Origin of the sequence: Clostridium chromiireducens, from assembly GCF_003575225.1 — a bacterium.
In the GTDB taxonomy this organism is placed as follows: domain Bacteria; phylum Bacillota; class Clostridia; order Clostridiales; family Clostridiaceae; genus Clostridium; species Clostridium chromiireducens.
Map to the genome: position 1 here is coordinate 750,365 of NZ_QXDJ01000002.1, position 26,082 is coordinate 776,446.

Consider the following 26,082-nt stretch of genomic DNA (forward strand, 5'->3'; position numbering starts at 1 on the left):
CGAGTATAGGAGAAAAATTATGATTAAAATTTATAAAGAAGAATTACTAAAAAATACAATAGATTATGAAGAATACTCAGAAAATGTTTGTAAACTTACATTGGAAGAATTAAAAGAAGAGGGATTACTGCAGTGCGGTGGATGTTGTTTAAAAGGAGATAAGAAAAAGGATAAATGCACTAATTGCAAAAGCAAGAATAGCTGTAAAAAATAATCTTCTTAAACTTAGATAATAAATTTAATATTAAAATCTTAAATATATTGTAGATTTAAGGGAAGGAATAATATATAATAAATATGTTTATTATTTTGCAGTAAATTAAAAAGAGTTGGAGGGGCCATTTTTGGGAAGACCAAGTATTTTTAGTAGAGAATATGAAAAAAGAATGAAGAGAAGAAGAAGAAATATTATTATATTTTTTTTGGTTGTAGTATTAGCTATGTCTGGAATAGCGATTAAATTTGCATATAATCCTATAGATTATACAAACATAAAAAAGAATATACAAGCATGGATTGATAGTGATACTACTAATACTTCAGAAAAGACTGAAGCGGAAAAAAAGGAAATAACTAATGATGATACTATAAATAAGGAACCAATAAAAGAAGAGCCGCAAAAGCCTGTAGAAGAATATATAAATGTTACTCTAATTAGTGGAAATGCTGCAAAAGCTATTTATATAAATGATAGTAAAATTGGAAAGGCATTTAAAACTTTAGATACAACTGATAGCGGGGTAAGCTTTGATATTAGTCAATCTGGGAAGCAAATGATTGTAACAGATACTAATTCAATAATTACCTTATATAATGTAGATGACGGTACTAGTAGAGTAGTATCTAAAGATCAATATATTTCTACTAGTGGTAGTGTTTTTACAAAAGAAGCAACATTGAAAGCGCAACCAGAATATTTATGGAATTTTAGCCCTAAATTTGTTAATGAAGATAAGATAATATTTGTGACCAATAGACCTTATTTCGGGAAATCAGCAACGAAGCAATATCTATGGATAACAGATGTGAAAACAAATGAAGATAAAATACTATGGGAATTAGCTGGAGTAAGCATACAAATTGGAGAAAAAGAAGAAAAAGGAATAAAAGTTACAGTTGATGGCAAGATATATTATATAGATGTAAATGGAAATTATATTCAATAAAGATAATATTAATAAATTATTTGATAAGATTTAAGGGTTTATGGTATAATGACTTAGTTAAATTAGATGCACACTATTTAGGAGGAAAGAATAAAATGAAAGCTAAAGTGGAAAAGATAGAAACAAATGTGATTAAATTAGAAATAAGGGTTGAAGCTGAAAAATTTGATGCGGCATTAACTAAAGCTTATAATAAGAATAAGAGCAAATATAACATACCAGGATTTAGAAAAGGAAAAGTTCCAATGGCAATGGTTAAGAAATTCTACGGAGTAGAAGTTTTTTATGATGATGCTGTTAACTTTGCAATTGAAGAATCATATTCTGCAGCATTAAATGATGAAAATATTAGACCAGTAGATTATCCACAAATTGATGTTGTTGAATTAGGAGAAGGTAAAGAACTAGTTTATACTGCAACAGTTAGTACTTATCCAGAAGTGGAATTAGGAGAATATAAAGGTTTAGATATAAAGAAACCTAAATACGAAGTAGAAGATAGTGAAATAGATAAGCAAATCAAAGAAATGCAAGAAAAGAATGCTAGAGTAGAAGTTAAAAAAGAAGGAAACGTTGAAAAAGGCGATATAGCTGTTATAGATTTTAAAGGATACATAGATGGTGTTGCTTTTGAAGGTGGAGAAGGAACTGATTATTCTTTAGAAATAGGTTCAGGTACTTTTATAGATAACTTCGAAGAGCAATTAATCGGATTAGCTATAGGAGATAAAAAAGAAGTTAACGTTGCTTTCCCTGAAAGCTATGGTAAAGAAGAATTAAATGGAAAACCTGCAATGTTTGAAGTTGAAATTAAATCAATTAAAGTTAAAGAATTACCAGAATTAGATGATGAATTCGCTAAAGATGTAGCTGCAGTTGATACATTTGCAGAATTAAAAGAAAATCTTAAAAACACATTAGAAAAGAACAACGATGAAAAGGCTGAAAGAGAATTTGAAGAAGCTGTTATTACATCAGTAATCGAAACTTCAAAAATGGATATTCCTGAAGTAATGGTAGATAAAGAAATTGATTCTATGATGCAAGATCTTGAACAAAGATTAAAATATCAAGGTTTAAGCCTAGATCAATACATGGAATTCACAGGAAATACAACTGAAAAAATGAGAGAGTTCATGAAAGAAAATGCAGAAAGAAAAGTTAAAGCTGATCTAGTTCTTGAAGCAATTGCTAAGGCAGAAGATGTTAAAGCTACTGAAGAAGAATTAAATGCAAGAGCTCTTGAATTAGGAAAAATATATGGACCTAAGGACCCAGAAAAAATGGCTAAAATATTAGTTAAGTCTCAAAAGAATATGATTGAAAAAGATATAGTATTAGAAAATACTCTTAAATTTATAAAAGAAAATTGCAAATAATTTTTTTTGAGATATAATATAAAATAAGTATATGAATTATAATTGCCAGAAATAAAATTTTCTGGCAATTTATTCAAATAATAATTAACAAACTAATAAAAAATATATATAATTAAAATTAGGGAAAAGTATAAAGAGTAGAAGGAGGATTTACATGGCACTAATACCAATGGTCGTAGAACAAACAAGTAGAGGAGAACGCTCCTATGATATATTTTCTAGATTATTAAAAGAAAGAATAATCATGTTAAGTGGTGAAGTTAATGATGATAGCGCTAATTTAATAGTAGCACAATTAATATTCTTAGAAAGTGAAGATCCAGATAAAGATATTTATTTATATATAAATAGTCCAGGAGGATCAATAACAGCAGGAAATGCAATTTATGATACTATGCAGTATATAAAGTGTGATGTGTCAACAATATGCATAGGAATGGCTGCTTCTATGGGAGCATTTTTACTTTCATCTGGAGCTAAAGGAAAAAGATTTGCACTTCCAAATGCTGAAGTTATGATACATCAACCATTAGGTGGATTCCAAGGTCAAGCAACAGATTTTGAAATACACGCAAAGAGAATATTAAAGATGAAAGAATCTTTAAATAAAATTTTGAGTGAGAATACAGGTAAGCCTTTAGAAACTATTAAGGCAGATGTTGAAAGAGATAATTTCATGACTGCAGAAGAAGCTAAAGCTTATGGATTAATAGATGACGTAATAACTACACATAAAATAGGAAAAGATAAATAAGAAAATAGTTTTATTTATACGTTTAAGTGAGGTGAGTATATGGCTAAATACGATGAAAAGAAACAGTTAAAGTGTTCTTTCTGTGGTAAAACTCAAGAACAAGTAAAAAGATTAATTGCTGGTCCAGGAGTATATATCTGTGATGAATGTATTGACTTATGTTCTGAAATCATTGCAGATGAATTTCAAGAAACTGTTGACTTTGATCCTAAGAGTGTCCCAAAACCAAATGAGATTAAAGAGTATTTAGATTCTTATGTTATTGGGCAAGAAAGAGCAAAAAAATCTTTAGCGGTAGCAGTTTATAATCATTATAAAAGAATAAATACTAATAAAGAAGATATAGATGTTGAATTGTCAAAGAGTAATATATTATTATTAGGACCAACAGGTTCAGGTAAAACATTACTTGCTCAAACTTTAGCAAGATTTCTAAATGTACCTTTTGCAATAGCTGATGCAACAACATTGACTGAAGCAGGGTATGTTGGAGAAGACGTTGAAAATATTCTTCTAAAGCTAATACAAAATGCAGATTATGATGTTGAGAAGGCTGAAAGAGGAATAATATATATTGATGAAATAGATAAGATTGCAAGAAAATCTGAAAATCCATCTATTACTCGTGATGTGTCTGGAGAAGGTGTTCAGCAAGCACTTCTAAAAATATTAGAAGGAACTGTTGCATCAGTTCCACCTCAAGGTGGTAGAAAACATCCACATCAAGAATTCATACAAATAAATACTTCAAATATATTATTTATTTGTGGTGGAGCTTTTGATGGTGTTGATAAGATAATAGAAAATAGAACAAGAAAAAGCTCAATGGGATTTGGTGCAGAAATTCAAGCTAAGAATGAAAAAGATGTTGGAAGCTTACTTAAGGAAATTATGCCTGCCGACTTATTAAAGTTTGGTTTAATTCCTGAGTTTGTTGGAAGACTTCCAATACTTGTTACATTGGAGTCTTTAGATAGAGATGCATTAATTCAAATTTTAACTAAACCTAAAAACGCTCTTGTAAAACAATATAAGAAGCTATTTGAATTAGATGATGTTAAATTAGACTTCGATGAAAAATCTTTAAATGCTATTGCAGATGAAGCTATAAGTAGGCAAACAGGTGCAAGAGGATTAAGAGCTATAATTGAAGATATAATGAATGAAGTTATGTATGAAATACCTTCGGATAATAGAATTACAAAGGTAACAATAACTGAAGATGCGATTAAAGATAAGAAAGAACCTAAGATTGAAAGAGTAGAAGAGGGAAAAATTAGACCTACGTTAGTAAAAGCTAGGGCTAAAAAAGACATCGAATCTGCTTAGAAAATAATATTAAAAAACAAGTTGGTATGCAATATTTAGTGTGTACCAACTTGTTTTTTTGTTTGTCGTGATTAGTTTGAAAATATAGCTAGGTATAAGAATTGATAAATAAGGAACAAATTCATGAGTATTTCTAGACGAGCGAAAATTATAAACTCTTTATAGAGGTATAGAAGGTTTAGAGTTGAGGATAATATATAATTGCGATATTATTTTTAAATATAATAAAAAAGTTATTTTTAATTATATTTATAAAATAAGAATATATTTGTAATATTAAGCAAATAATACTATTAATAAAAATAGAAGGAGGAAATATATTTACTAAGATAGTATTAATTACTAGATGTTATAGTTTTTGTATTATTGATTGTAAATATATAAATAGGATATGGCAAATATATTAATGATTTTACAAATAATAGTTTTAGTGCTTATGGTTTATGTATTATGCAATTCAATAAATAAACCGCAAAAAAATAGAGAGATTGTAATTGATAGAGAAAATACTAAGGAGTTGAATAAGTTAAATAAGCTTAGGCAAATAAGTTTATCGAAACCTTTAACAGAAAAGAGCAGACCTTCAACTTTTGATGAGATAATAGGCCAAGAGAAAGGCATAAAGGCTTTAAAGGCAGCATTATGTGGTCCTAACCCACAACACGTTATTATATATGGGCCTCCTGGAGTCGGAAAAACCGCGGCAGCTAGATTAGTACTTGAGGAGGCTATAAAATCAAATTTATCACCTTTTACCGATAAATCAAAATTTGTTGAAATAGATGCAACAACATTGAGATTCGATGAAAGAGGAATAGCAGATCCACTTATTGGATCGGTTCATGATCCAATATATCAAGGGGCAGGGGCATTGGGAGTAGCAGGAATCCCACAACCTAAGGCTGGCGCAGTTACTAAAGCTCATGGGGGAGTATTATTTTTAGATGAAATTGGAGAATTGCATCCGATTGAATTAAATAAACTCTTGAAAGTTTTAGAAGATAGAAAAGTATTTTTAGACAGCTCGTATTATAGTTCAGAAGATACTAATATGCCCAAATACATAAAGGAAGTATTTGATAATGGACTTCCAGCAGATTTTAGATTAATTGGTGCAACTACAAGATCGCCAGAAGAAATAATACCAGCCATAAGATCAAGATGTGTAGAAATATTTTTTAGAGCATTATTGCCAGAAGAAATAGAAAAAATAGCTGCTAATTGTGTTAATAAAGTAGGATTAGAAATAACGCAAGATGGCATTGAAGAAGTAAGTAAATACTGCACTAATGGAAGAGAGGTAATAAATTTAATTCAACTAGCTTCCGGAATTGCAATTAATGAGGATAGAAAAGAAATAACATTAGAAGATATTAGATGGGTATTAGAAAATGGCCAATATAATAAAATAGTGAGTAATAAAATTCCAACTAAATCTAAAATCGGGGTTGTCAATGGATTGGCAGTATATGGAGCTAATATAGGAATGTTAATGCCTCTTGAAGTTAGCTGCAAGAGGGTAAATGGAAGAAGAGGAGAATTAAAAATATCAGGTATAGTTGAGGAGGAAGAGATAACTAATAATAATAAAAAAATAAAAATGAAAAGTACAGCGTATTCATCAATTCAAAATGTACTTACAGTTTTAGATAATTTGTTTGACTTATGCACAGATAAATATGATATACACATAAATATACCTGGGGGTATGCCGGTTGATGGGCCATCAGCAGGAATAAGTATAGCAACAGCAATTTATAGTGCTATAAATAAGAAAGAAGTGAATAGATTCGTTGCAATGACAGGTGAAATAAGTATATTGGGATCAGTGAAAGCAATTGGAGGTGTAAAGGCAAAAATATCAGCAGCATTTAAGGGAGGAGCACAAAAAGTAATTATTCCACAAGATAACTATGATGACTCATTAAATGATATATGCGAAATAGATATAATTCCAGTATCTAATTTCAAGGATGTTATAAAATTTGCAATAGAGGATAAAGATGTCATATGTGAAGGAGATAGAGAAATACTATCTGCTGAGGGGAATAACGCTCTATAGATTTTATTTAGAAGAAAATTTAGATTAATAAATAATATTATAATAAATGTTATATATTATTTATTAATCTTTTTTATTTTAGATCACATCTATTGCTTATTGATCTATATATGTTATAATAGATAACTAAATAATATGCGAGCTAATTATGTTGAATAAATTATTTGAAACTATGAAACTATTTTATGTTTTACTTATTCTGTATAAAACATAAGATAGTAGTAAGTTTTTATATGAAGAATCATTGAAAAAAATAATTATTATGTGTATACTAGATAAGTCAAAATAAATAATTTGATTATGATATGGGGGGAAATAGTACTATGAAAAAGTTATATACGATTCCGCTAATTCCTTTAAGAGGATTGACTGTTTTTCCTAATGTAGTTGTACATTTTGATGTGGGAAGAGAAAAATCTATTGCAGCTATCGAACAAGCTATGCTAGATGAACAAGAAATATTTCTTGTAGGTCAAAAAAATTCAGCAATAGAAGAGCCTAATCAGGATGAAATCTATTCAATTGGAACTATATGCAAAATAAAACAAATCCTAAAAATGTCTGATAATACTATTAGAGTTCTTGTGGAAGGACAAGAAAGAGGTAAAATAGTTGAATATATAGAGGAAGAAGAAAATTATATAAAGGTTTCAGCAGAGAAATTAGACGATCACGTAGTTAAAAATGAAGAATTAGATGCTTATATAAAATATTTAAATAAAGAATTTTTGAAATTACTTAAACTTAGTGAGGATAATTACGGAGATGTAGTAAAACTAATTGATGTATCAGAAAAGCCAAGTCAGTTTGTTGATATGGTGGCTTCCTACGCTATAACTGACGAAAAGTTAAAGCAAGATATATTAGAAACTATAAATTTGACGAAAAGAATAGAGAAAGTCTTAGAAAGAGTTAAGATAGAAATTTCTATAGCTAAAATTCAACGTAAAATAGCAAACAAAGTAAAGAATACTGTTGCAAAGGAACAAAAGGAATTTTATCTAAGGGAACAACTAAGAGCTATTCAAGAAGAATTAGGCGAAGATGATGAAGACAAAAAAGAGATAGCAAAATATGAGGAGAGAATAGCTAAGGCAAAATTAACTAAAGAAGTTAAAGATAAAGCTAATTATGAATTATCTAGACTTAAAGGCATGAGTGCTACCTCATCTGAAGGGAATGTTGTTAAAGCATATTTAGATTGGATACTGGACATTTCATGGGGTAAATATACAAAGGAAAGTATAAATGTTACTAAAGCTAGAGAAATTTTAGATAATGAACACTATGGATTGGAAGATGTCAAAGACAGAATAATTGAATATTTAGCAGTAAGACAATTTAGTAAATCTCAAAAGGGCCCAATTCTTTGTTTAGTTGGACCTCCAGGGGTAGGAAAGACATCTATCGCGAGATCTATAGCACATGCTATTAATAGAAGGTATACTAGAATCTCTCTCGGTGGTATGAAGGATGAGGCTGAGATTAGAGGTCATAGAAAAACTTATATTGGAGCTATTCCAGGTAGAATAGTTTATGCAATGAAAGAGGCAAAATCAATGAATCCTCTTGTGTTATTTGATGAGATTGATAAAATAAGTTCAAATTATAAAGGAGATCCATCAGATGCATTGTTAGAAATATTAGATAGTGAGCAAAATAAAGATTTTAGAGATAACTATTTAGAAGTACCGATTGATTTATCAAAAGTGATGTTCATAGCAACAGCTAATACTTTAGAAACAATTCCAAGACCACTTTTAGATAGAATGGAAGTTATTGAAGTATCAGGATATACCTATGAAGAGAAATTCAATATAGCTAAGAATCACTTGATTCCAAAGATTTTTAAAGAATTGGATATACCTGAAGATAAGATTAAAATAGATGATGAGTCTATTAGAATGGTTATTGAGGGATATACAAGAGAATCAGGAGTGCGTGGGTTAGAGAGAAAGATAAGCTCCTTAATAAGAAAAGCATTAGCGGAAATGTTAAAGAAAGAAGAGAATGAGTTTATAATAGAAAATGACGTGGTTCAAGAACTTTTAGGAAAAAGAACATTCGATTCTGATAAAATTGACAAGGTGGACAAAATTGGAGTAGTAACAGGAATGGCATGGACAGCTTATGGTGGAGATACGCTTCCTATAGAGGCTATGGTTATGACAGGTTCAGGAAAACTTGAACTTACAGGTAAACTGGGAGATGTCATGAGGGAATCAGCAAAAACTGCATATAGTTATGTTAGAGCTAATGCAATTAAGTTTGGAATTAATGAAGCCTTTTATAAGGAAAAAGATATTCATATTCATGCGCCAGAGGGTGCTGTCCCTAAAGATGGCCCATCAGCAGGAGTTACAATGGTAACAGCACTTGTATCTGCATTATCAGGTAAGAAGGTTAAGCATAATGTAGCAATGACAGGAGAAGTGACATTAACAGGCAGAGTACTTCCGATTGGTGGTTTAAAAGAAAAATCATTAGCAGCATTTAGAGCTGGAGTGGATACTATAATAATTCCTAAGGAAAATGAGAAAGATATAGATAAGATACCAAATTCAATTAGAAATAGTTTAAATATTATTTCTGCTAAGGAAGTTAATGAGGTATTGAAAAATGCGCTAATTGGAGAGGATACTAATGAGAATTAAAAAATCTGAATTTATAACATCGGCAGTAAAAAGAGATCAATATCCAATTGATAATAGAGTGGAAGTTGCTTTTGTTGGAAGGTCTAACGTTGGAAAGAGTTCGTTGATTAACTCTTTAACAAACAGAAAGAAGCTGGCAAAAGTAAGTCAAACCCCAGGAAAAACAAGATTAGTTAACTTTTTTCTTATTAATGATGATTTTTATTTAGTTGATTTACCAGGGTATGGATATGCTAAAGTATCAAAAGCAGAAAAAGATAGTTGGGGAAAAACTGTTGAAATGTATTTAACTGATAGAGAACAGTTAAAGAGAGTTGTGCTGCTTGTTGATTCAAGGCATAAGCCTACAGGTGATGATATAATGATGTATGAATGGAGTAAACACTTTGGATATGACGTTAGAGTTGTTGCTACTAAAAGTGATAAGCTTACAAGAAATGATTTGAAAAAAAGCGAAAAGATAATAAAAGAAACATTGAAGTTAAATCCTGAAGATAAATTATATTTCTTCTCATCTTTAAATAAGGATGGAAGAGACCAGTTAATTGATAATCTTTTCTTGGAATTCGCGACGGATTTAGATTAATAAAAAATTTTAGATATATGTATATATAATAGTAAACAAATAACCTCTTACAAATATAATATTTGTAGGAGGTTATTTTTATCTAAAATTCAGACATTATTTGATAATTTGTTCTTAATAACTGTACAAATAATTTAAATTATAAATTATAAAAAATAGTGTCAAAAGTTTTGGGTAGGAATAATATATAGTATAAAAAAGAAAAAATATTTCCAAGGAGGAATAAAAATGGAGATGAATGATATCCTAAATGGTTTAAATTCATGTGATGATGATTGTTCTGATTCAATGTCTAACAATTATAGTTGCGGTCCAAGCTTCGGTGGGCCAGGAATCGGAGGATTTCCAGGTGGAATGGGTGGCTTTGGACAAGGGCAATGTAATGGTGGATTTGGTAGCTGGATTTGGATTTTATTAATATTATTCTATTGCGGTTGTGGAAGAAATAACTACGGCAGAGGAATGAATAATTGTTGTGAGTGTTGCTGTGAGAAAAAGGAATGTTGCTGTGAGAAGAAAAATGATTGCTGCTGTAATCAAGGAAACAATGGCAGAGGTAGTGGATTCTTAAATAATTGTTCACCATACTTGTTTATACTAGTAATATTATTCCTTTGCAATAATAGCTTTGCTGGCAATGGATTAAATAATTGCTTTGGTTGTGGGCAAGGTTTTGGCGGAGGAATAAGTCCTTTCAATAACGGTTGTGCTACAACTTGTTAAAATTTGAAATATTTAGGAAGGAGAGATAAATATGTCTAGAAAGAAGAATAAATGCTGCTGTGAGAAGAGACGACAAGAGTGCTGCTGTACCTCAACATCTTCTAATTATTCTGGAGGAGGGCTATTAGGTGGAAGTGGTTGTACACCAATCATATTCTTATTAATAGCATGTGGTTCAGGATTGCTAAATTGTAATAAATCATATTTAATTATTTTATTATTCTTATTATGTGGCGGTGGAAGCTTTTTAGGATTCGGTGGAAATCAAGAATCTAATTGTTGCTGCTAGGATAATGGATAGAGGGCTTCAAGCCCTCTAAAAAAATGCCCAAAAACATAAACATTTTTATGATAATATACATATATTAAAAAGAGGCAATTATAGTTGAAAGGAATTTAAGATGTCTAAGCGTAAACATAGAGAACAAGATACAATAAGGAACGAAACAGATAACAATACCAGCAGCAGAAATAATACTAGTACTCCTTTTGGGATAGATCCTATGCAGCTGATGGGGTTGTTAGGAGGAAATGTTGATATGAATAATATGGGGAATATGTTAGCTTCAATGAATACAAATGGATTCAATATGGGGAATTTAAGCTCGTTAGCTCAAATGATGGGATTAAACTTAGATAATAACCTTTTCCAAGGTAATATGAATACTCAAAGTAATGATTTTAGTAGGAATATGTTTCCGAATGTTAATCAAACACCAAAGGAGCATTCAAGTACGTCAAATGCAAATACTGTGAGCTCAAAGAGCACTGAAAATCAAAATGGGGACAAAAGTAATAGAAGGCATAGTGCAAGCAAAAATATTAGTGAAAATGATGTGAATTTGCAATTTCTAATGGCATTAAGAAGCTATGCTCATCCAGATAGAATAAAATTTATAGATAGTATCATTGAAGCTTATAAAAGAGGGGAACTTAAGGATGCTTAAAAATCTTAAAAATATTTTTTATAAATGTGTATACAATAGAAAAACATGTCAATAATATTAATGTAATAGAGAAAGCATTCTCTTACAAACTTAATGAATTATAATTTATTTATTTCATTAAGTAACCCCTCATCCCCCTTTAGGCCGCATAATGCGGCCTTCATATTTTTATGAAATTTTCTGTATACTATTAATTTTATAGGATGAGTCAATTTGATCTAAATTTAAATCTATTAATAGTACAAGCTCACTTTTACCAGCATTGGAACCTTTTTTATCACTTTTTTCAAAAGAAAGTCTCCATCTTATAGAAGATGGTTCTCCAGAGTCATTCCATCTATAATCATAGAAGAAAGCATTTTGGAAAGTATATGAATAATTCTCTTTGTCCAAAGTCCAAAGTAGAGATAAATTATTCTTGTCAATAGTAGATGTAAATATGCCAGGAAGATCATCAGGCAAATATTGAAATTCAATTAAGTTTATAAATTGTGTAGCAGAATCGAGAGAAGGAAGAGTTACATTTTCCTTGCTAGTATCCAATGATTTATTATTAATAAGCATAAAACTTTTTAATGAAGAAAGTCCTTCTGAAGATAATAATGAATAGAACTGAGGAGTTCTTGAATTTTTGCAATCTAATATGCCAGATATGTTATTTTGATTCGAAGATATTAGATTGAATTTATCTTTGTTCCAATGAAAAATATAGGATGTAGGTTTATTATCTTTAGAACCAATAAGAATTATTTCTGGTATATTATCTCTTGAAATATCATGAATAAAAACTTTAGGCTCCCAATGATTATTTATAGTGAAAAGTGTTTTATCCTTAATTTCATTAGAAAGATAATAATCATATTTAGAACTTTTTATGTTAAAATCAATTTTATTCTGTGAATTTAACATTTCGAGGGTCTCTTTTGTGCCATCACCTGTTAAATCATAGTGTGCATCTTGGGAAATGTTTATAGGGGAAATGGTCTGGATAGATTCAAAATTATTTGATATAAAGTAAATTAGAGTTATAATTACAGCAAATAAGCTCAAATATAGCACTGTGTTTGCTAAAAGTTTTTTCTTTATTATTATAATTTTCATTATGTATCACCTCAATAAATTATATGTTAATAATGAGGTGCATATTAATAATATACGGTATATAGAGAAAAAAAGACTATAACGTTAAATAAAAGTATACTTCATTTAGTATACTTTTATTTAACGTTATAGTCGAGAATAGAAATTACTTACAGTTATTGCAATACCCATAAAAATAAACTTTATTGGAAACAATTTTATAGTCAGTATGCTCTTCCGCTAAAGAGTTAAGATTATCAAGAGATAAGTCTTTAAAATCATCAACCCTACCACAGCCTAAACATTGTAAATGTGGATGGGGAGAAGAATTTCCATCATATCTAAAGTTACCTTCACCAACATTTATTTCTTGAATTAATCCAACATCAACTAATGTTTTTAAGGCTTTATAAACTGTCGCTAAACTCATAGTTGGGTATTGGACATGTATATCTGTATAAATAACATCAGCCGAAGGATGAGTAGTTGTACCAATTAAATAGTTATATACTGCAAGTCTTTGAGGAGTTAACTTTAGCTTTTTTTCTTTAAAAATTGAAGCTATATAATCCATCTTTAATACCTCACTTTTATTAAGATTATGTTGAAATTATAACATGAAGATAAATAAATAGTCAACGATATTGATTAATGTTATTTAGAAACAATTATTATTTATAAATAAATGAGTGTTATTAAGCTATAATATATAAAAATGATTTTAATGATCAGTTTACATTATTTTAACTTAAATATTACACAGATTAAATGAAAAATGATAAAAATTTATTGTATAGTTAGGAAAAGTCTGTTAAAATAAAAGTAAGAAAAAGAATGTTAATTTATTAACATTCTTTTGGAACAATAATAGTATACAATTAATTTAAACCACAGAAAAGATACTAATTTTTATTACAGACTTGAAATTATATAGCCTATGATAAAAATACAAATAATATTTGAATTAATAAGGAGGCGTATTGTTGTGGGAAAATATAAAGTTGGAGAAGAATTAATAATAGTTAATGATCCAAATAAAGACAATGCTAAGTTGAAAGAATTAACAAATTTGATAGTGGATGGGGATTTTGCTCAAATATCATGGGGGATAAAGATATTAGAAGTAGAATATGATAAACCTAACGTAACATTAACTTATAAAAATGTTAATGGCGAGAAAAACAAGGTTTTTGCAGTATGTAAAGACATAGAAAACTTTGATAAGGAAAAGGTTTTAGAAAAGGCATTACTTAGAGCATTTCAAAATGAAGTAATAGATATTTCTGTTAATAAAAATAAATGGTAATATTAAAATTTATAAAAAGAGCATCTTTAACATAAAAGATGCTCTTTTTTTAATAGTATTAACTTTCTGGAGTAAATATATAAAAATATTTGTAAAACTTTACTTTTTGTAGTATTTGTAATATAATGATTTCATAAATTTATTAATTTGAGATTACGAGGATGAGAAAAGGATGGCGGGGGATTATGAGTAGGTGTCCATTTTGGTCAACAGCGAGAGAGAGAGTTGAATGTTATAAGGAGTGCCCTATAATAACAAGTGAGGCGTTTGAAGGAAAAGATGTGTCACAATGTATTTTTAACGAGTGTACTGAATCAAATAGTTTAAACTTTAAAGAGATTATAAAGGAAGATTATGGCTTTTTGAATTTAGCTATATATGATGAGGAAAATAGTATAAATGTAAACTATTAAAATAAATAAGAAAGGATTAGAATATGATGGTATATTCTAATCCTTTCTTATTTACATATGAGCACAAATAAGTTTTTAACTTATTATAGAAAAATATCTAGAAAGTTATTGAGCTAGAAATTAATCCTGTGTTTCATATGAATTAGTATATTTATGAAGTAAAGAGTGCTTTAGTGACCATAGATTTTGCGATAAGTCAACATAGTAAGTATGAGGATTCTCAAATCTTAATACTTCAGGCCAAAGTTTATCAGTTTCGGTTTTAGAAAATTCTTTTATATCTAAAACACTTGGAGATTCATATATACACTGACCAGATTTAAAGATTTGAACTTGAAGGTCTTTAGTATAATAGTTGCTGATCTTTTTTCTCTTCCAGGTATGAATAGGGTCAAATATTACTAGAGGTTCATTTTCATTAATATGTTCATCTCTTAAAGCTATCAAATCGGCTAAAGCCTTATGAGAATTTTTGTCAAATATTCTAACGATCTTTTTAAATCCAGGATTAGTGATTTTTTCTTCGTTTTCGCTGATCTTTATTTTAGGAATAATTGAGTTGTCTCCAGCTAAAGCAACTAATTTATATACGCCTCCAAAAACTGGCTCAGATTTTGCGGTTATGAGACGTTCACCAACTCCAAATGAATTTATGCATGCGCCTTGGTCTAATACATCTTTTATAATATGTTCATCAAGAGAATTGGAAACTACGATGCCACAATCGGGATAACCAGCTTCATCAAGCATTTGCCTGCACTTTGTTGTCAAATAAGTGATATCACCAGAATCAATTCTGATTCCACGAGGTCTTTTGCCGAGTGGTTTCAAGATTTCGTTGAATACTTTTATTGAATTTGGAATACCTGATTTTATAACATTATAGGTATCTATAAGTAATACACAATCATCAGGATAAATTTCGGCCCAAGCTTTAAATGCATCGTATTCTGTATCATATAATTGAACCCAGCTGTGAGCCATTGTACCTACAGCAGGTATGTTAAACATTCTATCAGACATAGTGCAGGCAGTTGAGCTACAGCCACCTATAATAGCAGCTCTAGCACCATAAATAGCACCATCATACCCTTGAGCTCTTCTTGAGCCAAATTCCATTACAGGACGACCTTCTGCAGCTCTACAAATTCTATTAGCTTTTGTTGCAATTAATGTTTGATGATTTATTGTTAAGAGAATCATTGTCTCTAAAAATTGTGCCTGAATTACAGGACCACGAACAGTTACAAGTGGTTCATTTGGAAAGACAGGATTTCCTTCTGGAACTGCCCAAACATCGCAACTAAAATTAAAGTTTTCAAGATATTCGAGAAATTCTTCAGAAAACAACTGTTTAGATCTTAGATAAGTTATATCATCATGTGTGAATTTTAAAGATTTTAAGTAATCAATTAATTGTTCAACGCCGGCCATTATGCAATATCCACCACCGTCTGGAACTCTTCTAAAAAACATATCAAAGTAAGCTATTCTATCTTTAAGTCCTTTATCGAAATAGCCATTTCCCATAGTTAGTTCATAAAAATCAACTAGCATTGTTAAGTTTCTTTCATCTTTTACATTGAAATCGGGTTTATTATCCATAACAATCTCCTTTAAATAAAAACATAAAATAATTTCTGTTTAATAATTGGTATATTATCTCATTATTAATTAAAATACTTAAAACTATTGTACATCTATAACCGTTTGATTACAATATAGTTGCTATTAACTTAATTTTAGTGATATTATAATTTTTTGAATATAAAAATTTAATATTCGAGATTTTGAGACAGAATTGAAATATGTGTATTAAATTTGGTAAGAATCTAAAAGAGGTATAACTTATTATAGAAATAACGAAAGTAAAGGCGAGTCTAATTTTAAAGAAAGAGGGATTTTAATTGTGGGGTACAATCTTGATAAGTTTCAAATGAATGCAGTAAATGCTGAGGAAAAGAATACCTTAATAGTTGCGGCTCCAGGATCTGGAAAGACAACCGTTATAATAAATAAGGTTAATCATTTAGTTAAAAATAGAAAAATACCTAATGGAAATATAATTGTAATTACATTTACAAAAGCTGCAGCTCAAAACATGAAGAATAGATATGCTAAGATGTTCAATGCAGATGTTTCTCCGTTTTTTGGGACATTTCATGGCTTATTTTATAAGATGCTTTTAAGATGCGGAAAAAGTATAGATATTGTAGATGGAGCTGTTGTACATAAAATTGTAAGTAATGTTTTAAGTAAATACTTTGATGAAGTTAATGAAGATAAAATAAAGGAAGCAATAAATAATATATCTTTATATAAAACATCGAGAGTTTCTTTGCAGGAATTTAAACCTTCCCTTACAAAAGAAATTTTTGAAGAATCTTTAGAAAAATATGAAGCTTATAAACATGAAAATAATAAAAAAGATTTTGATGATCTGGCTATAGAAGTGCTAGAGTTACTAAAAAAAGATGAGAAAATGTTGTTATCTTATAGGAAATTATTTAAATATGTGCTTGTTGATGAATTTCAAGATTGCGATGAAATGCAAATTGATTTTTTAAAGCTGATTAATGGGGGCGAAGACAATTGTCTTTTTGCTGTTGGAGATGAGGATCAATGCATTTATTCATTTAGAGGATCTAAGCCAGAATATATGGTGAGTTTCGATAAAATGTTTAAGAATGGCAAAAAGTATTATTTATCAATTAATTATAGGAGCAAAATGAATATAGTTGATAAATCGAAGTCAGTAATTAGCTTTAATAAAGAGAGAAATGATAAGGAAATAAAATGGAATAGGGATAGCGAAGGAATAATAAAATGGTCCAGCCCTTATAATGAGAGAATGCAGGCAGAGAGTATTGAAAAGATAATAAGTAATAATAAAGATCTTGGTATTTCATATGAAGATAATGCTATATTATATAGAACTAATATGGAATCAATGACGATTGTTGAAAATTTAACAAAGAGGAAGATTCCTTTTACACTATTAGATAGAGAATATAATTTTTTTGAACATTTTATATGCAAAGACTTAATAGGTTATTTAAAATTATCAATTAATGAATTTGATAGGGACAGTTTCTTGCAAATAATTAACAGACCATTTAGATATATAAGTAAAAGTAACTCTGCATATATAAGAAATTACAGGGAAGAAGAAAGTCCCTTCACTATATTAATAAATAAAAGTGATACACCACCTTTTCAGAAGAAAAAACTTGATGATTTAAGAAAAGATATACTCTATTTAAACAAGATATCATTATCCTCAGCGATTGCGTATATTGTTATGGATTTAGGATACATAGATCACTTACGAGATTATGCTCAAAAATTTAGTCAAAGTATTGAAGATTTAGAAGATATAATTGAAGAATTTAAATTGTCAGCAGAAGGTTATAAGACTATCTTTGAGTTTTTAGAACATGTAGAAGAAGTAAAAGAAAGTATAGAGGCAAGTAAGAAGAATACAAAAAGAGAGGGAGTTATTCTAAGCACTATTCACGGCGTAAAAGGAATGGAGTTTAAAAATGTCTATGTTATAAACTGCGTAGAAGAAACAATTCCTCATTCAAATAGCATAAAAGATAACATTGAAGAAGAGCGAAGATTATTTTATGTTGGAATAACCCGGGCAATAGATAACCTTTATTTATTTTCACCAAGAAACAGAAAAGGGCAATTTAAAGAAGTTTCAAGGTTTATAGTCGAAGGGAAGTTGAATGATATGCCTGTGGAGACTTATGGCTATGAAGTAGGAAATAAGATAGCTCATAAGGCTTATGGAATGGGAGAGATAGAGGAACTTAAGGAAGATAAAATAACAATAAGCTTTGATAATACGCTTCGAAGTTTTTCTTTGAAGGTTTTGATTGATAATAATTTAGTAGAGAAAGTTGAATAGAAGTACACTAATTTCTCAATGAGACCAGGGTTTAAGAATAAGCCCTGGTCTTGTTTTTATGATTAAATAAATATATTTATCTAGAGAAGTTCAAGTTTCAAGATAATGGACAAAGGATCTATTGAACAGAATTATTAAATTTTTTGTCAGATTTTTATATAGAATTACGAATTAAAGTAATGTGTGTCCTTATTATGCATTTTAAGGATATAGAGGATTATAATTCACAAATAAGATAAAAATGAAAAATAAAGAGCAAAAGAGAAAAGGGAATAAATAATATGAAGAAAACAATTTTAAGTTTGGCAGTGGCAGAAATTATTATAGGATGTAGTATAAAAACTAATGCCCATGCCGCAACGATAAATACCACTAGTGATACCATAAAGAATTCTACTACAATATTGGCATTACAAAATAGTGGTAAGATACTTTCACTAGGTTCTCAGGGCGACGTTGTAAAAAGTATACAGCGATTGCTGAACACTGTTGAGGGCTATAATATTCAGGAGGATGGTATATATGGGACGGAAACTTATAATGCCATAATTAAATATCAATCTAAAAATGGCTTAAAACAGGATGGTATTGTGGGTAAGGAGACAGCAGTAAAATTATTAAATATTGATGCTAAACCTAAATCAAATATTATAAAATCACAGATTAAGAATGATGAGCAAACAGAAAAGGTAATTAATGTGAATGAAATGATAAAATCACAATTGAATTCTAAAGAGATAAATTCAGATACAAATTACTTTATAGCTGTAAGTAAATCAAAAAGGGAAGTTTATATTTATCATAAAGAGTTAGATTCATGGGTAAATATAAAAGTATTTCCGTGTAGTATAGGATCGCCAGAAAATCCAACTATAGAAGGCAATTTTTATAGTGGCTTAAAAGGGAAAGAATTAAGAATAAATGAGATACATGTAAAGTATTTTACACAAATAAACGGGAATTATCTATTTCATAGCGTCCCATATAATGAAATAGGAGAAGTTATTGATGATTGCTTAGGTGAAGCGGTATCCCACGGGTGTGTTCGACTTTCCATAGATGATGCTAAATATATTCATGATATGATTCCAGCGCAAACTGGAATTAAAATTATAAAATAAAATCTATAATATTTTATGAATAGACAAATATATGATTATAAATTTAATTGATGTCAAAAATATGTTATTATTGTATTAGGTTGAATAAATTTCTATGGGTAAAATATATAAAAAAGGATTATTTTCGTATTTTATATCTATCAGTATAAATGAATATAAGAGTGTTTATTATATTTTGAGAAAAAGGAGAGGGTTATATATGGGGCTAATAGATGTGAGTATTATAAATGAAAATGACATGATTAAATTTATTACACCCAATAAAACTTTGTTTGAAGGAAAAGTAAAAAAGGTATCTGAAAACTGTTTAGGTCTTACCATTGATGTGAGACAAGAGAATTTTGTAAGGCTAAGTAAAGACCAGCAGGTTAAGTTGATCTTAGTTCATGCACGTCAAGCTATAAAATGTGCTTCTATTGTAATAGGAACTAGCCAAAGTGATTTTGAACAAGCTGTTTTAATTACTATTCCGAAGTTTATTCTAGCTATTGATAGAAGGGAATTCGAAAGGCTTCCAATTGTTATTGATATTGAATATTCAATACTTCCACCAGAAACAAGTTATCTAAAACTAAACAATGTAGAATCAAGATATCTTAGGGCATTTAGAAAAACATATACGGTAGATATTAGTGCAGGTGGAGTCTATTTCATAGTTCCAAAGAATGAAATAGACACTAAATTCGCTGTTGTATCTCTATCTTTGAGGAATGAAAAAATTATGGCACTATGTGAAAAAGTTAGGTTAGATTACACTAATGATTCTAGACATAATAGAATAGCTTTTAAATATAATGATATAAAGACACAGCATAGACAGTTAATTTTGGACTTTGTCTCAGAAAAAATTAAGGACAATAAAGGTGATTGATTTTATTTAGTGCTTTATTTATATTTATGTTTTTAATATTGATAATAAAATACTTTAAAACGAAAAAGAATGACTTACTTAGGGGAATAAGTCATTCTTTTTCAATACTGTTATAAGTATTTCTAAATAAGGGTAAAATAATAATGCTTTAACTACTTTACAAATATTATTATACCTCTTATTTATGACAAAAGTGTTACAGAATTATAAACATTAAATAAATTTTAGTAAAAAAGAGAAAGATATTAAAGCCGAAATAAAAATTATAAGCTAGGGAATAATATCTCTAGCTTCAGATTTTATAATGCTTAATGTATAAATGATTGTATTTATTTACCTTTTATAAAAAGGAATAAATCATATTTTTTTATAAGTATATAATATGAAATTGCGGCTACTATGAAAGTGATTAGTAGAATAAGCAAGCTATATGTTAATGGAATAACCATAGTTAATATTCCTACTTGAGATTTTAAATAAGACATCAACATAAAAGGTATGAATATAAGCACTAAAACTAAAAGTGAACGAAGCTTAGGATCATACTCTTTTTTACGGCGTAAAACCATGCTTGCTGTAAAGTAACCAATAAAAATTAATGAACAAATTACTATTGTATTTACTGCTACTACTTTTCCAACAACAACGTCTAATAAAGAGAAAAAAAACATTAATAGTGAGTAAATAAATACTCCCTCAATCATTTGCTGCACTACCGAAACCCCTTTGTTATACTCATAGATAAGATTATTGCAGAACTTATTTAAATCTTTATTGCATTCTAATTTTTTTGTTGGCACTTTTTGTTTCTGAGCTGTAATCACGATATCAAAAACTTGTCTTTCTACGTTTCTTGATAGTAAAAGACTAAAATTATGATGCATTAAACACGATTTTATTGATTTATAAGTCTCAAGATATGTGTTTTTTAATAAAGATACATCAGGTCTATTTTGCATATTATCCACCTCTTAGTTTTAACTTTGACTAATTTTACATTATTTCTTATAAAACATATAGTAGTTAAATTTTACATAGTATATCGATATCATTTTACCAGAGTAAAGATGATAAGTAAACAAGCTGAATTGACACAAAATGTCTAAACAAATGTTTTAAATCATTGTGTGAAATTAGCTTATAATATATAATTTATAGTATATTTAGGTAAAAGAAAGATATTTAAGTAAAATTTTTGGGGTGGATTTAATCCACCAATTTAAATTTAGTTGGACTGATGTCTTAAAGAGTTATCCAATCTAAAGAGATGGCGTTTTTAGTTTGAATCTAGAGATGAGATGTTTGAACAGCTAAACGTCCGATAAATAAAGCAATAAAGGTTGTGTTTATATGGAATTAAAGAGATTTAATCAAAAGGATATTATTTTTGCATTAGATATTGGAACAAGATCAATTATAGGAACAGTAGGGGTTATAAAAGACAAAAAGTTTCAAGTAGTATGTGAAAAGTACATAGAACATGAAGAAAGAGCAATGATTGATGGTCAGATCCATGATATAACATTAGTTGCATCTGTTGTTCAAAAAGTTAAAAATCATCTTGAAGAAGAGCTTCAAATTCAATTAAGTGAAGTATCCATTGCAGCGGCAGGGAGATTTCTAAGAACGATTGATGTAAAAGCTGATATTGAACTTAATGAAGATGAAGAAGTTAACAAGGAAATAGTAAGAAGCCTTGAATTAAGTGCTGTTAAAAAGGCTGAAGATGAAATATCAGCAACGACTGAAGGTAAACTATATTGTGTTGGTTATTCAGTTAAAAATTATTATTTAAATGGGTTCCTAATCTCAAATCTAATAGGTCATAAAGGAGAGAATATCGGAGCAGAAGTTATTGCTACGTTTTTACCAAGGTCTGTAATTGATTCTCTCTATGCAGTAATGAATAGAGTTAACTTAAAAGTTGTAAATTTAACATTGGAACCAATAGCAGCAATGGAGGCAGCCATACCTAAAAATCTGAGATTATTAAATATTGCATTGGTAGATATTGGAGCAGGAACATCGGATATAGCTATAAGTTCCAAAGAAAGTATATCAGCATATGGAATGGTTCCGATGGCAGGAGATGAAATTACAGAAACGATTGTTCAGGAATATTTAGTTGATTTTAATACTGCTGAAAATATAAAGCGATCCATAGTAGAAGAAAAGGAAGTAACATATATAGATGTTTTAGGGATGGAAAACACATTGCTATCAGAAAATGTGTTTAAATTAATTAACTCAATTGTTACTAAAACTGCTGAAGAGATATCTAAAAAGATATTAGAATTAAATGGAGGGAAAGCTCCTAGTGCTGTATTCTTAGTTGGCGGTGGTGCTCATACGCCAGGTATTTTAGAGGCAATATCAGAGAAATTAAATTTACCGCCTCAGAGGATCGCAATTAAAGATAGGCAGGCAGTAATAGAATGTATTTCAGATAACAAGTTGGGTTCAGCAGGGGTTACGGTTCTGGGAATAGCTCTATCGGCATTAAGAAGTTTAGGAAATGATTTTATTGATGTAATTTTAAACAATGATCCTATTAGTTTGTTCAATTCGCATAAACATACTATAATGGATGTATTGCTTCAAGCAGGGATAAATCCATCATTACTTATAAGTAAGAATGGAAAGAGCATTAGATTCAATTATAATGGGTGTAAAAGGATAGTCTTTGGAGAATATGGAACAAATGCAAAGATTACAATTAATGGAGAAGAGGCTACACTTGAAACTGAAGTAAAAGCAAATGATAATATAGTCCTAGAATATGCGCAAAATGGTAAAGATGCAGCACCGAAACTATCTGAACATATTAGAAATATATACTCAATTTCTATCTATCTAAATGAAGAAATTAAGAATATAGAACCTATAATTATTGTTAATGAAAAAATAGAGAGTCTAAATTATAAAATTAGTAACGGTGATGAAGTAAATGTATTTTTGCCATCTAAGATAAGTGATTTTAAAAAATATGTTTTAGAAGAAGATGTTGATTTGTATATGAATAATAGTATTCTAGAAGATAATTATAAACTCTCAGAAGGTGATCGCATTATAAAAAAAGTTGGTTCCACAGAATCAATTAAAGTTTCTAAGGACATAACAGAAGAAAAAGATTACTTAAATGATATATATCAAACTAATAATGATCAAAATATGGTAGCAATCAATGTAGAAGAACCGGAAAATTTTGAAGAGAACAAACAAAATGAAGTTGCAATAGCTAAAGAGTATGTTAATAGCATAACGGTAAATATAAATGAAAACAATATATTATTAAAAGGAAAATCTGAATACATTATTGTTGATATATTTGATTATATTGATTTTGATTTAACTGTTCCGAAAGGTATAATAAACTTAATTTTAAATGGAGAGAAAGCTGCATATACAGCTAAAATAAATGATGGAGATATAATCAAAATTTTTTGGAGTGATAATTAAATCATTGCAATTAATTTTAGTAGTTTAATATAAATTAATTAAAATTGGAGGAACCAATAGAGTGATAGATTTTAAAAAAGAGGCTGATCTAATAAAAGAGGAACTTATTCAAATAAGGAGAGATCTACATGAACATCCTGAACTTGGCTTCGAGGAAGTAAGAACATCTAAGGTCATTAAAGATTTCTTGACATCTAATAATATTCCATATATTGAAGTGGCAAAAACAGGAGTATGTGGGATAATAAAAGGAACAAAAGAAGGTAATAATAAAACTATAGCTTTAAGAGGAGATATAGATGGGCTTCCTATTAAAGATATGAAAGCTTGTGAGTTTAAATCTAAAATAGATGGTAGGATGCATGCATGTGGTCATGATGCACATACAACAATACTTATGGGAGCAGGAAAGTTATTAAACGATAATAGAGATAAATTTTCTGGGACAGTAAAGTTATTGTTTGAACCAGCAGAGGAAACTACAGGTGGAGCTACTCCCATGATAAATGAAGGGATTCTAGAAAATCCTAGGGTTGATTGCATTTTAGGACTTCATGTAGATGAAGAAACAGAATGTGGGAATATTAAGATAAAAAAAGGTGTTGTTAATGCAGCTTCAAATCCATTTAGCATAAAAATAACAGGTCAAGGAGGCCATGGTGCATCACCCCATACAACTGTTGACCCTATAGTTATTGCAAGTCATATTGTAGTAGCGCTTCAAACAATAGTAAGTAGAGAAATAGCTCCTGTAAATCCAATAGTTATAACAGTTGGGACACTGCATGCAGGAACAGCTCAAAATATTATTCCAGGAGAAGCGACTTTAAGTGGAATGATTAGAACAATGACTAAGGAGGATAGGGCATTTGCTACTCAAAGGTTGAGTGAAATCGTAAATGGAATTGCAGCGATGTCAAGGGCTAAAGCTGAAATTAAAATAGAAGAAAGTTATCCTTGTCTTTATAATAGTGATGAATTTGTAGATATAATTAATGACAGTGCAAGCGAAATTATAGGTAAAGAAAATGTCTTAGAACAAAAGGCTCCTAAAATGGGAGTTGAAAGTTTTGCTTATTTTGCTAATGAAAGGCCAAGTGCGTTTTATTTCTTAGGTTCTGGGAATAAAGAAAAGAAAACTACAGAGCCAGCACACAGCAATTTGTTTGATATTGATGAAGATTGTCTTTCAATTGGAGTTTCTATTCAGGCGTTGGCAGCATTTAATTATTTAACAAAGTAGTCGTATTTTAGGATGTTGTTATAATTTAAATTGACAATATCCTAAAAAAACTACATAATGCTAAGGGTAATAAAATTAGGAGTGATTGTATTTGAAGATAGAAATAGGTCCAAATGAAGCAGGTCAAAGATTAGATAAATTTTTAAGAAAGTTATTAAAAGATGTACCATTGAGTGCTATTTTTAAGGCACTTAGAAAAAAAGATATAAGAGTTAATGATGCAAAGCAAAACGAAAAGTATTTCTTACAAGTAGGCGATGTAGTAGAGATTAGATACATACAAAGTAAAAAGGAAGATAAAACCGAAAAGTTTATTAAAGTTAATGCAAAAGGAATTAAAATTGCATATGAAGATGACAATATGTTAGTACTTGAAAAATGGCCAGATGTATTGGTTCATTCAGACACTAAGGATAGCACTGAGCCAACCCTTACTGATTATGTACTTTCATACTTAAACGATAAAGGAGCTTATGTGCCAGAAAATGAATTGACGTTTACCCCAGCAGCGTGTAATAGGTTAGACAGAAATACAGCTGGTATAGTTGTATTTGGAAAATCATTTGATGGATTGAAATGCATAAATGAAGCTATAAGGGAAGATGAAATAAAAAAATATTATTATACTTTAGCAAAAGGAAAAATAAGAGATGGGCTTTATGAAGCGTACATACTAAAGAATCCTGAAACAAATGTATCGAAGATTTATGATACTGAAGTTAAGAATTCTAAAAAGATATCAATGGAGATAAGTACAGTGGAAACAAATGGTGCTTATTCACTTATAGACATTAACTTAATTACTGGAAGAAGCCATCAAATTAGAGCGCATTTAGCGCATTTAGGAAATCCTATAATTGGAGATAATAAATATGGAGATAAGAGATTAAATTCATTTTTTGAAAATAAGTATGGTCTAAATTATCAATATTTATATGCTTATAAATTAAATTTTAGAAAAATAAATGGTAAGCTTGAGTATTTAAAAAATAAGACTATTGCAGTTGCACTACCTCCAATGTTAAAAAAAATAAAGCAAGATGTGTTTAAGTTTTCACTTAGATAGGGGGTAA

Annotated in this window: 23 protein-coding genes; 19 read left to right on the forward strand and 4 right to left on the reverse strand. The window is 29.3% G+C overall.

What is annotated here, in order from left to right; translation table 11 throughout:
* The first annotated feature begins 19 nt into the window (after positions 1-19).
* The 11 genes from D2A34_RS08785 (at position 20) to D2A34_RS08835 (ending at position 11,600) form a co-directional block, all read left to right on the forward strand.
* Positions 20-214 (forward strand): hypothetical protein, encoded by a 195-nt coding sequence (locus D2A34_RS08785; protein WP_079440564.1) that lies wholly within the window; start codon positions 20-22, stop codon positions 212-214.
* Positions 215-344: 130 nt separating this feature from the next.
* Complete coding sequence (locus D2A34_RS08790; RefSeq protein ID WP_079440565.1) at positions 345-1,166, forward strand: hypothetical protein; 822 nt, start codon at positions 345-347, stop codon at positions 1,164-1,166.
* Positions 1,167-1,261: 95 nt separating this feature from the next.
* Entirely contained in the window at positions 1,262-2,545 is a 1,284-nt protein-coding gene (tig, locus tag D2A34_RS08795; RefSeq protein WP_079440566.1) for a trigger factor, read from the forward strand.
* Positions 2,546-2,699: 154 nt separating this feature from the next.
* The gene (gene clpP / locus D2A34_RS08800; RefSeq protein WP_079440567.1) at positions 2,700-3,299 is read left to right on the forward strand and encodes an ATP-dependent Clp endopeptidase proteolytic subunit ClpP; all 600 of its coding nucleotides are present in this window, start codon (positions 2,700-2,702) and stop codon (positions 3,297-3,299) included.
* A 39-nt stretch (positions 3,300-3,338) separates the two neighbouring features.
* A complete protein-coding gene (clpX, locus tag D2A34_RS08805) occupies positions 3,339-4,628 on the forward strand; it encodes an ATP-dependent Clp protease ATP-binding subunit ClpX (protein ID WP_079440568.1) in 1,290 nt (429 codons plus the stop codon).
* Positions 4,629-5,019: 391 nt separating this feature from the next.
* Positions 5,020-6,690 (forward strand): ATP-dependent protease LonB, encoded by a 1,671-nt coding sequence (lonB, locus tag D2A34_RS08810; protein WP_119366366.1) that lies wholly within the window; start codon positions 5,020-5,022, stop codon positions 6,688-6,690.
* 323 nt (positions 6,691-7,013) lie between these two features.
* Positions 7,014-9,344, forward strand: a complete 2,331-nt coding sequence (gene lon, locus D2A34_RS08815; RefSeq protein WP_079440570.1) for an endopeptidase La — start codon at positions 7,014-7,016, stop codon at positions 9,342-9,344.
* Complete coding sequence (yihA, locus tag D2A34_RS08820) at positions 9,334-9,930, forward strand: ribosome biogenesis GTP-binding protein YihA/YsxC (RefSeq protein WP_079440571.1); 597 nt, start codon at positions 9,334-9,336, stop codon at positions 9,928-9,930. Before lon ends, yihA begins: the two co-directional genes overlap by 11 nt.
* Positions 9,931-10,158: 228 nt before the next feature.
* Positions 10,159-10,653: a hypothetical protein gene (locus D2A34_RS08825; protein ID WP_079440572.1), complete on the forward strand. Its 495-nt coding sequence runs from the start codon at positions 10,159-10,161 to the stop codon at positions 10,651-10,653.
* Positions 10,654-10,684: 31 nt separating this feature from the next.
* Complete coding sequence (locus D2A34_RS08830; RefSeq protein ID WP_079440573.1) at positions 10,685-10,942, forward strand: hypothetical protein; 258 nt, start codon at positions 10,685-10,687, stop codon at positions 10,940-10,942.
* Positions 10,943-11,054: 112 nt separating this feature from the next.
* Complete coding sequence (locus D2A34_RS08835) at positions 11,055-11,600, forward strand: hypothetical protein (RefSeq protein ID WP_079440574.1); 546 nt, start codon at positions 11,055-11,057, stop codon at positions 11,598-11,600.
* A gap of 168 nt (positions 11,601-11,768) precedes the next feature.
* Here the strand turns inward: D2A34_RS08835 and D2A34_RS08840 are convergent, their stop codons facing one another.
* Together D2A34_RS08840 and perR are read right to left on the reverse strand one after the other, a co-directional pair.
* A complete protein-coding gene (locus D2A34_RS08840; RefSeq protein WP_119366367.1) occupies positions 11,769-12,701 on the reverse strand; it encodes a hypothetical protein in 933 nt (310 codons plus the stop codon).
* A 145-nt stretch (positions 12,702-12,846) separates the two neighbouring features.
* A complete protein-coding gene (perR, locus tag D2A34_RS08845; RefSeq protein ID WP_079440576.1) occupies positions 12,847-13,254 on the reverse strand; it encodes a transcriptional regulator PerR in 408 nt (135 codons plus the stop codon).
* A 411-nt stretch (positions 13,255-13,665) separates the two neighbouring features.
* On the opposite strand from perR, the gene D2A34_RS08850 reads away from it, so the two are divergent.
* Complete coding sequence (locus D2A34_RS08850; RefSeq protein ID WP_079440577.1) at positions 13,666-13,986, forward strand: hypothetical protein; 321 nt, start codon at positions 13,666-13,668, stop codon at positions 13,984-13,986.
* 185 nt (positions 13,987-14,171) lie between these two features.
* Positions 14,172-14,399: a hypothetical protein gene (locus D2A34_RS08855; RefSeq protein ID WP_119366368.1), complete on the forward strand. Its 228-nt coding sequence runs from the start codon at positions 14,172-14,174 to the stop codon at positions 14,397-14,399.
* Between the two features lie 120 nt (positions 14,400-14,519).
* On the opposite strand, the gene D2A34_RS08860 is transcribed toward D2A34_RS08855, so the two are convergent.
* Positions 14,520-16,004: a nicotinate phosphoribosyltransferase gene (locus tag D2A34_RS08860; RefSeq protein WP_079440579.1), complete on the reverse strand. Its 1,485-nt coding sequence runs from the start codon at positions 16,002-16,004 to the stop codon at positions 14,520-14,522.
* Between the two features lie 304 nt (positions 16,005-16,308).
* On the opposite strand from D2A34_RS08860, the gene D2A34_RS08865 reads away from it, so the two are divergent.
* The 3 genes from D2A34_RS08865 (at position 16,309) to D2A34_RS08875 (ending at position 20,307) form a co-directional block, all read left to right on the forward strand.
* The gene (locus tag D2A34_RS08865) at positions 16,309-18,315 is read left to right on the forward strand and encodes an ATP-dependent helicase (RefSeq protein ID WP_119366369.1); all 2,007 of its coding nucleotides are present in this window, start codon (positions 16,309-16,311) and stop codon (positions 18,313-18,315) included.
* Between the two features lie 281 nt (positions 18,316-18,596).
* The gene (locus tag D2A34_RS08870; protein WP_079440583.1) at positions 18,597-19,436 is read left to right on the forward strand and encodes a L,D-transpeptidase family protein; all 840 of its coding nucleotides are present in this window, start codon (positions 18,597-18,599) and stop codon (positions 19,434-19,436) included.
* A 199-nt stretch (positions 19,437-19,635) separates the two neighbouring features.
* On the forward strand, positions 19,636-20,307 hold the full coding sequence (locus tag D2A34_RS08875; protein WP_079440584.1) for a PilZ domain-containing protein: 672 nt from the start codon (positions 19,636-19,638) through the stop codon (positions 20,305-20,307).
* A 329-nt stretch (positions 20,308-20,636) separates the two neighbouring features.
* On the opposite strand, the gene D2A34_RS08880 is transcribed toward D2A34_RS08875, so the two are convergent.
* Entirely contained in the window at positions 20,637-21,266 is a 630-nt protein-coding gene (locus tag D2A34_RS08880) for a hypothetical protein (RefSeq protein WP_079441480.1), read from the reverse strand.
* Between the two features lie 391 nt (positions 21,267-21,657).
* Between D2A34_RS08880 and D2A34_RS08885 the strand changes: the two genes are divergently transcribed.
* From D2A34_RS08885 to D2A34_RS08895, 3 genes are all read left to right on the forward strand, one after another.
* A complete protein-coding gene (locus D2A34_RS08885; protein ID WP_119366370.1) occupies positions 21,658-23,766 on the forward strand; it encodes a cell division protein FtsA in 2,109 nt (702 codons plus the stop codon).
* 61 nt (positions 23,767-23,827) lie between these two features.
* Complete coding sequence (locus tag D2A34_RS08890) at positions 23,828-25,009, forward strand: M20 metallopeptidase family protein (RefSeq protein WP_119366371.1); 1,182 nt, start codon at positions 23,828-23,830, stop codon at positions 25,007-25,009.
* A 91-nt stretch (positions 25,010-25,100) separates the two neighbouring features.
* Positions 25,101-26,075, forward strand: coding sequence for a pseudouridine synthase (locus tag D2A34_RS08895; RefSeq protein ID WP_079441483.1), 975 nt, complete (start codon positions 25,101-25,103; stop codon positions 26,073-26,075).
* Positions 26,076-26,082 lie beyond the last annotated feature (7 nt).